The following is a 13,252-nucleotide window of genomic DNA, read 5'->3' as shown; positions in this document are numbered from 1 at the left end:
AAAAAGAATAGTTACTTTCCAAAGAAAACCAATAACCTGAGCATTCAGACTCCCTCTTTTAAAGGATGTTGGCTTATAATAGAAATAAATTAGGGATATATATGTGAAAATGGGGGGTTGTAAATTTGCGGGTATTAAAAAAGATTGGCATCATTTCCATCGTTATCATTGGGGGCATCCTTTCATTTGCCCTTTTCTTCAGAGACGGCATCATCTTGGATTCACTTGGTGTACATTTCAACTACCCTTTCTCTAAAACCGTTCAAGTACCTCAATCCCACTCCACTGACGACGTAAATAATAATGGGGTCACGGATCCGATTGATATCGTGAATTCCGCGAGAAAAGAAGTTGAACAACGCACTAAATATAAGAGTGCGTACTACTCAGGCGGCTACCCACCAGATAATGAAGGTGTATGTACAGATGTGATTTGGCGCGGCTTAAAGGGAGCAAATATTTCATTGAAAGAACTTATGGATGAAGATATCGCCGAGCATACGGACTTATATCCAAGAGTCAACAATACCCCGGATCCGAATATTGATTTTCGAAGAGTACCTAATCAATTCGTCTTTTTCGAGCGATTTACCGAATCCTTGACGACAGAGCTCATTCCTGGTGATGTGAAAAATCTAAAAGAATGGCAGCCTGGTGATATCGTCTTATTCTTGGATGGTTTCCATCATGTAGCTGTCATTTCTGACAAACGTGCGAAGGACGGAACACCCTACGTCATCCATAATAACCAGCCATTTGCAGCTGAAGTGAAGCTCTCTTCCTTCAGAACACCGATTGCAGGTCACTATAGATGGAAATACTAAGTGTGGCGACTTTTCAATTCTCAGCTAATGTTGATTTAAAGAATTATCCTCAAAAATTACAAAATTAGTATTGAATTTACAAGATTCATTCAATAGAATTCGAAAAAAGCTGGTCGAAACCAGCTTTCCTCTGTGCGATTTTTCCCTCCAAAATACCAAGGAGTCCGGGTAACCCTCGTTAAGATGCAATGTCCTACAGACGGGTTCCGTCATAAATCGCCAGATGGATTACTATAGTTCGCTTTCTTTTTTCGACACCATTAAAAAAGAGATAGCCTCCAAGGGGCGATCTCCATTTACGTTCTTATAATCCAGTAATCCGTGTTTTGATTTCACTGATCACATCAGTCGTCGTTGCGTTTCCTTTCAGGTCCGGAGTTTTCACACCATCAGCAAGTACTTCCTCTACGGCCTTCAATAGATAATCTGCTGCTTTTTTCTCTCCAAGATGTTCAAGCATTATTTGCCCCGTCCAGATCTGCCCGATCGGATTTGCGATGCCTTTCCCGACGATATCTGGAGCAGACCCGTGAACCGGTTCGAACATCGATGGAAACTTACCGTTCAAGTTTATGTTCCCTGCCGGCGCTACCCCGATGCTTCCCATGATGGCAGCACCGATGTCGCTCAGGATGTCCCCGAACAGGTTACTGGCTGCAATAACATCAAATGACTCAGGCTTCGTCACCAAGAAGGCTGACAGTGCATCAATATGAGTCGATTCTACTTCTACATCGGCGTAACCCTCTGCCACTTCCTTTACGGTTTTATCCCAAAATGGCATCGAGTGAACGATTCCGTTCGACTTCGTAGCACTCGTAACCTTGCCGTTCTGCTGTTTCGCAAGTTCGAAAGCAAAACGCAGTACCCGTTCAGTTGCTTTTTTCGTAAAAACAGCATTCTGAATCGCGATTTCATCCTCACCTTGGTGAATCGTTCCGCCAATTTCACTGTATTCTCCTTCACTGTTTTCACGGACAATGACAAAATCAAATCCGTTCGGCCGGTGAAGAGGTGATTCGATACCCGGTAATTGCTTTGCAGGCCTTACATTGATGACCTGTTCGAATTCTCGGCGTATCTTGATCAATAACCCCCAGAGTGACACATGATCCGGGACAAGCTTCGGATTTCCGACTGCACCTAAGAAGACAGCATCATGCTGGGATAACTGGTCAACACCATCCTCAGGCATCATCACGCCATGCTCAAGATAATACTCGCAGCTCCATGGATAATGGCTGTACTCCAATTTGAAACCACCATGTACCTCAGCCAGTGTGTCCAACACATCTAATGTTCCAGGCATGATCTCAGGACCGATTCCATCACCCGGTACAACACCTATTTTATAGGTTTTCATCTCCAGCCCTCCTGAATTCAAATAATAATCCTATGAATCTTTTATTTCTCCTCTAAATGTCCAAACCCTACTATTTCTATCATCATAAACTATTAAATAAGGTGACGCCAATTTAATATTTCTGACATAAATTAAAAGTGATGTTAAGGAAACGGGGTGACAAAATGAATCTTCAACAAGGATCCGGTAGCTCTCGCAGTAATTGCCGTATCGTTTTAGGAGCTCCTCGGACCATCCGCTTGAATCCCAATTCAGATCAACCAGCGAACGATACTTTCCCCATCACAGTCGTGACTCCAGGGGAATGCGGTGAACAGTGTGTTCTTAGTGGAAAAGGCAGGGTTTTCAATGCAGCTGGTCAATTACAAATTAGTGTTCCCTTGGAAAATGTTCCAATCACTTTGAGTGGAAACCTGAACAATCAAAATCTTGATTTTCTCGGTAACTCGACCGAGAGAGATATCTGTAATTTAATTCTAAGTTTTAATGGTACACGTTTTGAAATCACATTCACTGTAACTTGTCCGGATACAACGCCTGGACCACGTGTAAATTCCAGCAGTATCAATTATGTTTGCGGTTAGAATGGTTAAAAGAAAGAGCCTCTCTTTAAAAGAGACGCTCTTCCCCCTCATTACTGACCAAGCTTAAGCTCGCCTTTGAAGGCCGCTTCATAAACTTCTCTTGTTGATTCTAAAGTATATTTTTTGGGACTTCTGACAAGAAGACGTTTCTGCTCGATTCCATTTTTCGCAAGTGTATCCAAATCACTCTCTTTGATTCCGTAATCTTGGAGGGTCGTTGGTAGCCCGACATCCTTCACGAGATCCTGCAATGCTTTCACAACCGAAACAGCTGACTCACGATCACTTTTGCCTTCTGTCGGCAACCCGAATTCACGGGCCAACACTTTCATTTTCGGCAAGCAAGCTGGCCAGATATAATCGAATACATAAGGAAGCAGAACGGCATTGGATTCGCCGTGCGGTATTTTAAACAAGCCGCCTAACGGGTATGCCAGCGCATGAACGCCTGATACCCCAGCATTATAAAAGCTTAGACCAGCAATCATGCTTCCCCACGCCATTTCTCGTCGTGCTGCTTTATCAGAACCGTGCCATACTGCTGTACGAAGGTTTCTCTTGATTTTTCGAATCGCTTCGAGTGCAAGGGCGTCGGTAAGATCTGTCGCGTTGACCGAGATATAAGCTTCGATCGCATGTGTCAAGGCATCGACACCGCTAGAAGCAGTTACTCTTGAAGGCAACGTATATGTCAACTCAGGATCGATGATCGCCACATCAGCCAGCAAAAACTCGTGTGTGATTACATCTTTCGTTTCTTCTAATGAAAATACAGCGATATCTGTAATTTCTGCACCTGTGCCCGCTGTTGTTGGGATCAATACTTTCGGTAATCCACGGGAACTTAGGGTTTTTGTACCCGATAGATTCAAATACTCTCGGACTGTCCCTTCATTTTTGGCAAGTACAGAAGCTGCTTTCGTGATATCAAGACAGCTTCCTCCCCCGATTCCAATGACAAGGTCAGCACTGAATTCACGGACAGCATTGACTGCTTGATCCCCTATGTTCAAAGGTGGCTCTGGTTCGACCTCCGTATATAGGGAATATTCTATACCTTCACGTTGCAGGACTTCTTCAACCCCTTTTGAAAGGCCTACCTCCACTACGACAGGATCAGCGAAAATCATCACTTTTTCAGCATTGAACTTGTGGACAATGTCCGCGACATGTTTAACAGACCCTTCTCCGGTAATGAGTTTTAAGGGTGAAACGAATGAATGCATGGTATCTCCTCCAATTTTTCTCTAGTTGTTTTTTCAACCAGTCAGTCGTTCATCTTTTTCTTCAGAAACGACTGGTGTCGCTAATTTGGTGTACACGAACATGGTGAGCATTCCCACAAGAACACCAAGCCCGGCTGCACCGAACGGGTTTGTAAAATTAAGTCCGAACGGCAGATAGACGAACCAATACGTCAATGTACCTGCTAACAAGGAAAAGATCGCCCCTTTCTTCGTAGCACGTTTCCAAAGGCCTCCTACAATCAACGGCCCTGCTGTTGCAGATACAATCCCACCAATTCCGATCCACATAAACACAGATAAGAATTTCGGTGGTGACCAGGCAAACATGATTCCAGCAATGATCACGATGAAAGTGGAGTAGCGACTGATCAATAATTCGTTCCGTTCAGCCTTCTCTTTTGAAATATTGATCCGTGGTACGATTGTCTTGCGATACAAATCATTTGCGAGCAACTGGGTCAACGATACAATCAAACCATCTGATGTCGACATGACTGCAGATAAAACGGCAACTGCGAAAAATGCAGCAACGAAAGGCGGGAAAATTTCACTGAATAATACTGGGATGATCTGGTCCGGCGTAATATTTGCCCCTGGATCTATAACAGCAATACCTAACATTCCACCAAGCGCCATCAATGGCAAGATTGTCGCGAAAATCGTACAAAACATGATGAGTTTTTTCATTTCTTTGTTCGACCGTACTGCCATGAACTTGTTCCCGAGATGCGGAAGGACACTGAATGGCAAGTGGGCGACGAAAAGCAGCGCTACAAGCCAGAATGCCCCGTATGTTTTATCTCCCGGAATGAAGAGCTGGTCGAAGGCCCCGGTCGGGTTACGTTCTTTGATGATCTGGATCATATCACCGAAGTTGCCATCGACACCGACACTGAATAAGAAACAAACCAATACTACGATGGCGGTGATCACCATCAAGAATCCTTGGACCGCATCGGTCATGATATCCGAATGCGAACCGCCCATGAATACATAGATGGCAAGGACGATGCCTGTGATGAAAAGCCCGACTTCATACTTTACACCCATCATCGTCTGGAACATGGTCGCAGCTGCGACGAATTGGGATACAACATAGAAAATCAATAAAATCGAAATGATCGTCAGTACGATCCGCAAAAATTCACTGTTGAAGCGGTCTCCCAAAAACTCTGGGATCGTACGTGTTCCGAATTCATCTCCATAACGTTTGATCGCTTTTGCCACGAACAGCATCCCGAACACCGTTGCAATCGGGTATAACAGCGGGTACCAAAGGCTTGGTGTCCCAAGGTTATAAGCGAGACCCGGCATCCCCATGAACGTGGACCCACTAGAGATGCCCGCAGCAATGACCAAGGCTACCGTCATCGGCCCATAACTCGAACGCGCTGTCGCAAAGTCATCCGAGCTCTTTGTTTTCCTCATTCCGATATATCCGAATATGATCATGCCAAGCAAAAAGATCGACATCAAAATCCAAGAATAAGTCACAATCGCATTTTCCATACCCTACACACCTCACTCTTTATCATTTAACAGGTTTGTTTTGAATAAAATGAAAGCCATGACACCCCATGTCCCTAAAATGAGAGTTGCCATTATATATAGAAACGTCATGAACATACACCCCTTGATTTTAAGAAATTTTCGATTTCAGGATACCGATCAACTCTATCAATTTGCTCCGAAATAGATTCATAAAGTACAAGTTGAGGTTTTTTCTTCACCTCCTCCCGATAGATCTCGTAAGGCAAGTAGATCAGAAAGGATTCAACTTGAGTGATTTCAGGGAAACTCCACGAACGGATTTTATGAATGTAATGCCGTCTTAAAAATTCATGTCCTTCCTCAAGGGCATGATTCTCTGTCCATTTCGCGGGAAGAATGATTCCAGGATCGATATAGGTTTCTTCGGTCTCAAGCCTCTGATCTATCAATGATGTTTCTCCTTTCACAAGATTGGTCATCAGGAACCGGAGATCGATCTTTTTACGCCCAATGAATGGCTTGTACTCGACATTCCACTTGGAGAAAAGGTACGGATAGTAGAGTAATAGCTCTCTTGTGTAATCAGCTCCGCTATCTCGAATTGGTATCGTTTTCATTTTTGTCACCCCTTTTTAAAAGCAGCAATAGTTTAAGCTGATCATCTTAAGCCGTGTCATTTCTTTGATGGCGTATTTGATCCCTTCATGACCGTAACCGGAGTCTTTCACCCCACCGTATGGCATGTGATCGAAACGAGTCGTAGGAACATCATTGACAAGCACTTGTCCGACATCCAGGCTATGAGCTATTTTAAGCGCCTGTTGTAAATTGTTTGTGAAGACCCCTGCATTAAGACCAAAATCACTTTCATTCATCAATTGGAGAGCTTCCTCATGGTTTTGGACAGGCTGTAAAATCACGACAGGCCCGAAAATTTCCCGGCATGAAACTTTGTCAGATGATTGGATACCTGTTAAAACTGTCGGGAGGATGCCGTTGGCTTTTCTTTCTCCTCCCGTTAGTAGAGTCGCTCCATTTTCAACCGCTTCGTCAATCCAGCTTAGGATGCGTTCTTGTGATTTTTTGTTGATCAAACTTGTCACCATCGTTTCATCATCAAGCGGATCACCAAAGGCTAACTCATTCGTTTTCTCAACAAATGCCTGTTTGAATGCTTCAAACATTCCTTCATGCACGTAAATGCGCTGTGTACTGATACAAACCTGGCCATTATAGATGAATGCGCCTGTAACTGCTTTTCCAGCTATCTTTTGAAGTGAATCACTTGCTGAATTATCCACATAAAGCGCAGAATTACTTCCAAGCTCAAGCGTTACCCGTTTCAAGCCTGCCTGGCTCTTGATCAGCTTTCCGACTTGCGGACTGCCTGTAAAGGAAATTTTCTGTATACGAGAGTCTTCCAGCATCACTTTTCCAAGTTTCGGACCTTCCCCTGGAACGACATTAAAAGCACCATCAGGCAAGCCAGCCTTTGTAAACAACCCAGCCAGCTTCAAGCTTGAAAGCGGTGTTTGCTCTGCGGGTTTTACGATGATTGTGTTACCGGAAGCAAGGGCAGGTCCGACTTTATGAACGACTAGATTAAGTGGAAAGTTGAATGGTGTGATTGCACCAATTACTCCAATCGGTTCATGAATCGTATAAGCATCGCGCCCTTCGCCTCCTTTTGCCGCATCTAACGGAATGTATTCTCCAGCAATATGCTTTGCTTCTTCTCCAGAAAAACGCAAGGTTTGAACAGAACGGTCGACTTCGCTTCTGGCTGCTGTAATCGGCTTACATGCTTCAAGCGCAATGACCCTGGCAAATTCCTCTTTTTCTTCTTCAAGTAAATCAGCGGCTTTATAAAGGATTTCTGCGCGTTTGTTCGATGTCAACGCTTTCATTTTTCTGAAAGCTTCATGTGCCCGATCAATCGCTTCCTGCATTTCCTCCTCTGTTGCATCTGCTACCTGTGCAATTTCCTCTTCTGTATGCGACTGAATGACTGCATACGTATTCGCAGATTCAACTTCCTTACCATTAATAAACAAGCCTTTTATCATATATTTTCTCCTCCAACCTTTAATGAATACGTATTCAAAATTTCTGAAAAAAGAGAGAACTAACCAAGTTCCTTCGTTGTCTCTCTAATATACAACTGTGGTTGAATCGTGATGTTTATTTCCTCTTCTATTTCTTCTGATTCCATTAAATCTAATAAATTCTCAATAGCCAGCTGACCAAGATTTTCAGAACCCCTAGGACCTACTGTCGTCAATCTGAAACTTTTATGGGCACTCCATTCGATATTGTCCATCCCGATCAAGCTGATATCATCTGGTACAGAGTACCCTCTTTCCAGCAGATAATCGAGTATGAAAATCGCAATCGAATCCGTAGCAGCAAAAATGGCAGTTGGACGACGTTTCATTGCCAGGATTGATTCCAATGCACGATGAATCTCTTCGGTTGTAGTGTCCGTCACTTGGATAAAACGATCAGGCACCTCGATGCCTCGTTCAGCAAGTGCATCATGATAGCCTTTGTATCTACCATGGAAAGTTGAGGTTTTCAGATCCCCGCCAATCCATGCGATATCTCGATGTCCAAGTTCCAACAGGTATCCAGTAGCCATTTTACCGGCTGCAATGTTATCAATCTCGACATAATGCCCGCCTTTACGATGTTTACGGTTGAACATCATCGATGGGATATCCAGCTTCTGGAGCTCTTCGAATATCGGATCATCATAAAAAATCGATGAAAGAATGATCCCATCAACCTGGTGACTCAGAACATCTTTATAGACAGACATGTTATCACCATAATTTTCGAAATGTACATTTGTGTGATACCCATATTTTTTTGCATAGTTGACAATCGAAGTTGTCGTCTCCACAAAGAAAGGGTTGTGCAGGGGACCAGAAATCAATGCGATCGACTTCGTTTTTTTATTGACGAGAGATCGGGCTATCGAATTCGGCCGATAGTTCAACTTATCCATCGCTCTAATAACGCTTTCACGGGCAACCTTACTGACTTTTGATGGATCATTCAATACTCTGGATACTGTAGACTGGGATACCCCAGCATGTTTTGCAACATCTTTAGATGAAACCATGGCTTTTTCTCCTATGAATACGTATTCATAACTTCTTGACAACACCTTAATAAAAAAAGAACGTTATGTCAACAATTTTCTGAAAATATTTTTATTAAGATCAATCCAAAATAGGCAAAGGTAAACCCTTTAGGTAACGTGAAAAAACAGGTGTAAGTGCTCTATGAGCGTTTTTACGGACAGTCGAGCGCGAAAAAACAGATGGAGTTGCTCTATGAACGCTCCATAGCGTTGATTTTGTAAAATCCACTCCTTTTAGGGATCAAACCGCAATCCTCTTCGCTCATTCATCAATACGGGGCTTCCTGGTTCGTTTTTTCCCACAGGATCGTCATGAATTTCGTTTTGTTAAACATTAATATTTAACAAAACCTAGTAAAGATCCACACCGGTATTATACCGATGTAGATCTTTAAAAGAAAGTCAGCTTGCTTGTTCTGTTGCTACTTCCTCTTTTTTGTGGTTCTTTTTCCTTCTGAAAATGCACTATCCCTACAACCATATGTAGTATATTTAAGGAAAAATTTAGATATTCTTCAATGTTGTTCTCACTTGTCTAAAAACGATTTTTACAAACCAAAAAAGCAGGGATTACCCTGCTTCCTCAATCACAATTTTCTATTTGAAACAACACTTCCTTCAGGAGTTTGTCGGAATTGATTTTGAATTTTGCTTCCATCTTTGGAGTTGCTGCAGTCCCTTTTGTGTTTGAAGTTGTTCTTTTGCGATGTTGATTCCTTCGAGGATGGTCGGAGCTGCTTCGAATAGATAATAACGGACTCCGGTGTTGAAGAGGAGTTGTTTATAATAATACCTCAGATTACCAGACCGTTCACCGCTCAATAAAGCGTTAATGATGCCCGCTTGTTCTTCAGAGGTCAGTTTATCCTTCCCTGGAAGTTCCTCAAATAAACCGTAATCATCAGGGTTGACGATGAATGAATCAAGGATTCCATCTTTGATCGTATAAATGAAACTGTTTCTGTAGACCGGTAGATCCTCAGAGCCTTCCACTCCTTGGACAATATACACACGTTTGAAGGGTAGTCCCTTGAATACAGGGGCGATTTTAATGATGGCGGTCCGGTGGAATGCTCCCATCATCAACGAATGGGCAGACGATAGATCCAGAAGTTTTTCGACAGTGTTCATCAATGTCCTCACGCCGACTTCTTCACGGATAGACCGTAACATTACGAGTGGAGAGCAGAATCGGTCGGTTTTTGCAAATCCGATTTTACTCGATCCAACTATCCTGGAAAGTGACTCGTTACCATGATCTGTTTCGATACCTAATTCTTCTAAGATTTCCCTGAGTGAAACTCCATATTTCGGAGGCAAGGAATCCGTTCCATGAAGGAAGGATGGCATGTTGTTTGCAGCAAGCAGAATCGAGGAGGGAATTGTTGCAGCGAATGAATTCCGTCCAGTATAAGGTCCGGCAAAATCAATCAGTTTTTCACTGACTGACTCCTGTAGGTCCAGCTTTTCAGTCCTTTCCTGAAAAGTATGGATGAATGCCAGCAGTTCATCTGCTGATTCTGTTTTCAAACGCTGTGATACGAAATAAGCAGCAATCTGTGCATCAGTTGCTTTACCCTCTATTATTAGACGGGCTGCTTTTCTCGTTTCTGCATATGTAAGGTCCCTTGAACCTCTCTTCCCCCTTGCCACTTCCTTGATCCATTGTTGCATAATATTCCCCTTTCAATAAATAACTTTAAGTTGAAACGATTAATACATCCTTTTGTTGCAATGTTTCGTTTACTCTATCGATCAGAACTTCTTTCAAATATGGATGAAATCCTAAACAGTCACATAAGATGATGTCCTTTTCGGATGTAATTTTATCAATCATCGTTTTCATTTCTCTTATCAACACCCCTGTAAACAGTAAATAAGGTATGACAATGATTGAATCCCCTTCCTTATCGAGAGTTTCATAGAGCGATTTCTTGAGACCAGGTTCTGCTGCAGCTAAAAAACAGGGTTTGACATCTCGATAGTGTGTTCTATTCCGGAAAAGGCTGACGATTTCTGCAAAGGTCGATATCATATCAGGGTCACTGCTCCCACGACCGACAATCAGGACTGGAGCTGATCCCATACGAGTCATCATCTTTCCACTAACTCTCTCTAGTAAAATATCTATGATTCTTTCATGGATGCCGAACACTTTTCCAAACGATACCGAAACGCGCGGATTCCGTTTTTTCAATACTTCCAGCTTTTTTGGAATATCGTTTTTGACATGTCTCGCTGCCAATAAAAAGACAGGGACTACAGCTACTTCTGTCGCGCCTTTTTCGATACAATGAGCGAAACCCGTTTCGATCGTGGGTTCGGCTAATTCTAAAAAACTGATCTCCTGGATCGGAACAGGGACATTTTCTTGAATCTCCTCGATCAAATCTATTGCTTGCTGGCAACCATCCCCCATCCGGCTGCCATGGCAAACGTATAGGACGGATTTCATACTGTCTCACCGATTATCGACAAACGTTCCTTATGCGACTCGCAATCTTGGAACCAGGCTATCTTTTCTCTTAATGAAACAACCTCACCGACTATGATCATACTTGGATTTTCAACCTTTTTTGCATTTACGATACCTACGATTGTCCGAAGCGTCCCTGTCACCGTACGCTGTTCTGATGTCGTCCCCCAATGGATCAAGGCGATTGGTGTATCGGGATCTTTCCCATGCTTTAGCAAGGAGTCGCAGATGTACGGAAGATTTTTCACACCCATGTAAATGATCAATGTATCCACCCCGTTCACCAAGTTCCCCCAATTCTTATCGTCAGGTTTCCCTTTTGAACGATGACCTGTAACAACCGCAAACGAGCTGCCGACATCCCGGTGTGTAACCGGAATACCAGCATATGCCGGTGCTGCGATTCCTGCGGTTATGCCAGGTACAATTTCAAATGGGATCCCATTCATTGCAAGTGCTTCCGCTTCTTCCGCTCCTCGCCCGTATACAAACGGATCCCCGCCCTTCAAACGGGTCACCACTTTACCATGCTTCGCATACTTAACCAAAAGATGGTTGATCGTCTCTTGTTCAATCAAATGGTAGTTGGGCAGCTTGCCACAATAGACAAGTGTTGCATTTGATTTGGCCGCGTCCAATAAACGCTTGTTCACGAGCCTATCATACAAGATGATATCCGCCTCTTGGATGCATTTCAGTGCCTTGACTGTTATCAAGTCAGGATCTCCAGGACCCGCTCCGACTAGATATACTTTTCCCATTTGCTGCCCTCCTTTTCGCTCATCCTCTTTGGATACTTGTTACCGGTGATCTTATTTCCACCTCTCCTCAAACGTATCCTAATGTCATTCCCTAAGAAAAAATAGATCGATTTTCGTACGATTGTGTAGGATATGACAATCGAATATAAGAGATGTTATGGATTCAAAACGATGAAAACCTCATCTTGATCAACTTCAACCTCGAACGTCTTTACACAACCTGTATCTGGTGCTTGAACGTTTCCATCTGATACATTGATTTTCCAATCATGCATCGGACAAAAAACATACTCCCCGCTGATCATGCCTTCCGCCAGGACCCCTCCCCTATGGGGACAGCGATTTTCAATCGCCCGGATTTTCCCATCGGCCAAGTGGAATAAAGCAATATCATATGGACCGATTTTGACTGTTTTCCCAAGGTTTTTTGGCAATTCACTTAAATTTGCAACCCTTATCCGTTCTAATACTTTATCCATACTGGTTCCCCCATTCATTAATTTGTCAATGCAGGTACTTCGATTCGGAATTAAATGATGCCCTGATTATAGGAAGAATGACTATGCATGACAATAACTATGTAAGAAAATCTGACACATTCCGTCCAAATTACTACTTTTCACCTACAGGATTTTTATAGAAAGCCGTAAAAAAGTTACTTTCACCCTAGAATCCTGATTTAGAAAGTAACTTTTATTTACTATTATTTCATGGCATATTTCGATTCCATGAAGTTGGACGTATCTCCCGCTTCAGTTTATCAAGAAATTTTTCCCGTTGTTGGATTGATTCCAAAAAGACAGGCTGTATAGCTTCCCGCAGCAACTTTTTCTTAGCTTCTTCTTGTAAACCACTATCTTTTACAACCATCCTGCTTTCATATAAAAAATCCAAGTATGCTTCATAGGAGTCATCAAATTGTTCTTCGAGCTGATTCCTTAATTGTTTTGCCAACATGGGACTTGCCCCTCCAGTTGATACGCTTAGTACAAGCTTCCCTCGATTGACAGAAGCCGGGAGGATGCTGTTTCCAAGCTCGGGTTTTTCAGCATTCACGACGAGATGCTTGGCTGTTTTGGAGATATATTCATTTACTGAAGTCGAATTCGTCACCGCAACGACTAAAAAAGCATCTTGATAATCTTCATACGCCACTTCCTTCTGATGTAGGGTTACTTTATCTTGATCAGCCAACTGACGTATCCCATCATGAAATTCAGGACTTAAGACATGGACATGGATGTCAAACCGAAGTAAACTCTTGATTTTTTGTAAAGCTGCTTTACCCCCGCCGGCTACAACCACTTTATACTTTTGTAAATCAACCATGATCGGGAACATCAGTCCACTTCCTTTTCATT

At 42.9% G+C, this 13,252-nt stretch carries 13 protein-coding genes; 2 read left to right on the top strand and 11 right to left on the bottom strand.

Annotation, left to right across the window (positions count from 1 at the left end; genetic code table 11):
• The first annotated feature begins 125 nt into the window (after positions 1–125).
• Positions 126–824: a DUF1287 domain-containing protein gene (locus ACJROX_RS03080; RefSeq protein WP_408009316.1), complete on the top strand. Its 699-nt coding sequence runs from the start codon at positions 126–128 to the stop codon at positions 822–824.
• Between the two features lie 304 nt (positions 825–1,128).
• Here ACJROX_RS03080 and ACJROX_RS03075 read toward each other — a convergent pair whose 3' ends face one another.
• Complete coding sequence (locus tag ACJROX_RS03075) at positions 1,129–2,187, bottom strand: tartrate dehydrogenase (RefSeq protein ID WP_408009315.1); 1,059 nt, start codon at positions 2,185–2,187, stop codon at positions 1,129–1,131.
• Positions 2,188–2,351: 164 nt separating this feature from the next.
• Between ACJROX_RS03075 and ACJROX_RS03070 the strand changes: the two genes are divergently transcribed.
• Entirely contained in the window at positions 2,352–2,771 is a 420-nt protein-coding gene (locus ACJROX_RS03070) for a hypothetical protein (RefSeq protein WP_408009314.1), read from the top strand.
• A gap of 50 nt (positions 2,772–2,821) precedes the next feature.
• On the opposite strand, the gene ACJROX_RS03065 is transcribed toward ACJROX_RS03070, so the two are convergent.
• From ACJROX_RS03065 to ACJROX_RS03020, 10 genes are all read right to left on the bottom strand, one after another.
• Positions 2,822–3,997 carry an iron-containing alcohol dehydrogenase gene (locus ACJROX_RS03065; protein WP_408009313.1) on the bottom strand — a complete coding sequence of 392 codons (1,176 nt, stop codon included), beginning with the start codon at positions 3,995–3,997 and terminating at the stop codon, positions 2,822–2,824.
• 33 nt (positions 3,998–4,030) lie between these two features.
• Positions 4,031–5,527 carry a sodium:solute symporter gene (locus ACJROX_RS03060; protein ID WP_408009312.1) on the bottom strand — a complete coding sequence of 499 codons (1,497 nt, stop codon included), beginning with the start codon at positions 5,525–5,527 and terminating at the stop codon, positions 4,031–4,033.
• 107 nt (positions 5,528–5,634) lie between these two features.
• Entirely contained in the window at positions 5,635–6,126 is a 492-nt protein-coding gene (locus ACJROX_RS03055; RefSeq protein ID WP_408009311.1) for a hypothetical protein, read from the bottom strand.
• Between the two features lie 15 nt (positions 6,127–6,141).
• A complete protein-coding gene (locus ACJROX_RS03050; RefSeq protein ID WP_408009310.1) occupies positions 6,142–7,575 on the bottom strand; it encodes an aldehyde dehydrogenase family protein in 1,434 nt (477 codons plus the stop codon).
• A gap of 59 nt (positions 7,576–7,634) precedes the next feature.
• Entirely contained in the window at positions 7,635–8,633 is a 999-nt protein-coding gene (locus ACJROX_RS03045) for a LacI family DNA-binding transcriptional regulator (protein WP_408009309.1), read from the bottom strand.
• 639 nt (positions 8,634–9,272) lie between these two features.
• Positions 9,273–10,328 carry an anthranilate phosphoribosyltransferase gene (locus ACJROX_RS03040; protein ID WP_408009308.1) on the bottom strand — a complete coding sequence of 352 codons (1,056 nt, stop codon included), beginning with the start codon at positions 10,326–10,328 and terminating at the stop codon, positions 9,273–9,275.
• Positions 10,329–10,353: 25 nt separating this feature from the next.
• Positions 10,354–11,109 (bottom strand): sirohydrochlorin chelatase, encoded by a 756-nt coding sequence (locus ACJROX_RS03035; protein WP_408009307.1) that lies wholly within the window; start codon positions 11,107–11,109, stop codon positions 10,354–10,356.
• Positions 11,106–11,891: a uroporphyrinogen-III C-methyltransferase gene (gene cobA / locus ACJROX_RS03030; protein ID WP_408009306.1), complete on the bottom strand. Its 786-nt coding sequence runs from the start codon at positions 11,889–11,891 to the stop codon at positions 11,106–11,108. Before cobA ends, ACJROX_RS03035 begins: the two co-directional genes overlap by 4 nt.
• A 155-nt stretch (positions 11,892–12,046) precedes the next feature.
• The gene (gene nirD / locus ACJROX_RS03025; RefSeq protein ID WP_408009305.1) at positions 12,047–12,370 is read right to left on the bottom strand and encodes a nitrite reductase small subunit NirD; all 324 of its coding nucleotides are present in this window, start codon (positions 12,368–12,370) and stop codon (positions 12,047–12,049) included.
• A 229-nt stretch (positions 12,371–12,599) separates the two neighbouring features.
• Positions 12,600–13,232, bottom strand: a complete 633-nt coding sequence (locus ACJROX_RS03020) for a bifunctional precorrin-2 dehydrogenase/sirohydrochlorin ferrochelatase (protein ID WP_408009304.1) — start codon at positions 13,230–13,232, stop codon at positions 12,600–12,602.
• Positions 13,233–13,252 lie beyond the last annotated feature (20 nt).

Source organism: Pseudalkalibacillus sp. A8, assembly GCF_045920555.1.
Taxonomy (GTDB): domain Bacteria; phylum Bacillota; class Bacilli; order Bacillales; family Fictibacillaceae; genus Pseudalkalibacillus.
This window is presented reverse-complemented; position numbering and strand designations above follow the sequence as displayed.

What these genes read in the sequence shown, in the direction of transcription:
- ACJROX_RS03075 (WP_408009315.1), bottom strand. Translation starts at nt 2,187, where the DNA reads ATGAAAACCTATAAAATAGGTGTTGTACCGGGTGATGGAATCGGTCCT.
- ACJROX_RS03070 (WP_408009314.1), top strand. Translation starts at nt 2,352, where the DNA reads ATGAATCTTCAACAAGGATCCGGTAGCTCTCGCAGTAATTGCCGTATC.
- ACJROX_RS03065 (WP_408009313.1), bottom strand. Translation starts at nt 3,997, where the DNA reads ATGCATTCATTCGTTTCACCCTTAAAACTCATTACCGGAGAAGGGTCT.
- ACJROX_RS03060 (WP_408009312.1), bottom strand. Translation starts at nt 5,527, where the DNA reads ATGGAAAATGCGATTGTGACTTATTCTTGGATTTTGATGTCGATCTTT.
- ACJROX_RS03055 (WP_408009311.1), bottom strand. Translation starts at nt 6,126, where the DNA reads ATGAAAACGATACCAATTCGAGATAGCGGAGCTGATTACACAAGAGAG.
- ACJROX_RS03050 (WP_408009310.1), bottom strand. Translation starts at nt 7,575, where the DNA reads ATGATAAAAGGCTTGTTTATTAATGGTAAGGAAGTTGAATCTGCGAAT.
- ACJROX_RS03045 (WP_408009309.1), bottom strand. Translation starts at nt 8,633, where the DNA reads ATGGTTTCATCTAAAGATGTTGCAAAACATGCTGGGGTATCCCAGTCT.
- ACJROX_RS03040 (WP_408009308.1), bottom strand. Translation starts at nt 10,328, where the DNA reads ATGCAACAATGGATCAAGGAAGTGGCAAGGGGGAAGAGAGGTTCAAGG.
- ACJROX_RS03035 (WP_408009307.1), bottom strand. Translation starts at nt 11,109, where the DNA reads ATGAAATCCGTCCTATACGTTTGCCATGGCAGCCGGATGGGGGATGGT.
- cobA (WP_408009306.1), bottom strand. Translation starts at nt 11,891, where the DNA reads ATGGGAAAAGTATATCTAGTCGGAGCGGGTCCTGGAGATCCTGACTTG.
- nirD (WP_408009305.1), bottom strand. Translation starts at nt 12,370, where the DNA reads ATGGATAAAGTATTAGAACGGATAAGGGTTGCAAATTTAAGTGAATTG.
- ACJROX_RS03020 (WP_408009304.1), bottom strand. Translation starts at nt 13,232, where the DNA reads ATGTTCCCGATCATGGTTGATTTACAAAAGTATAAAGTGGTTGTAGCC.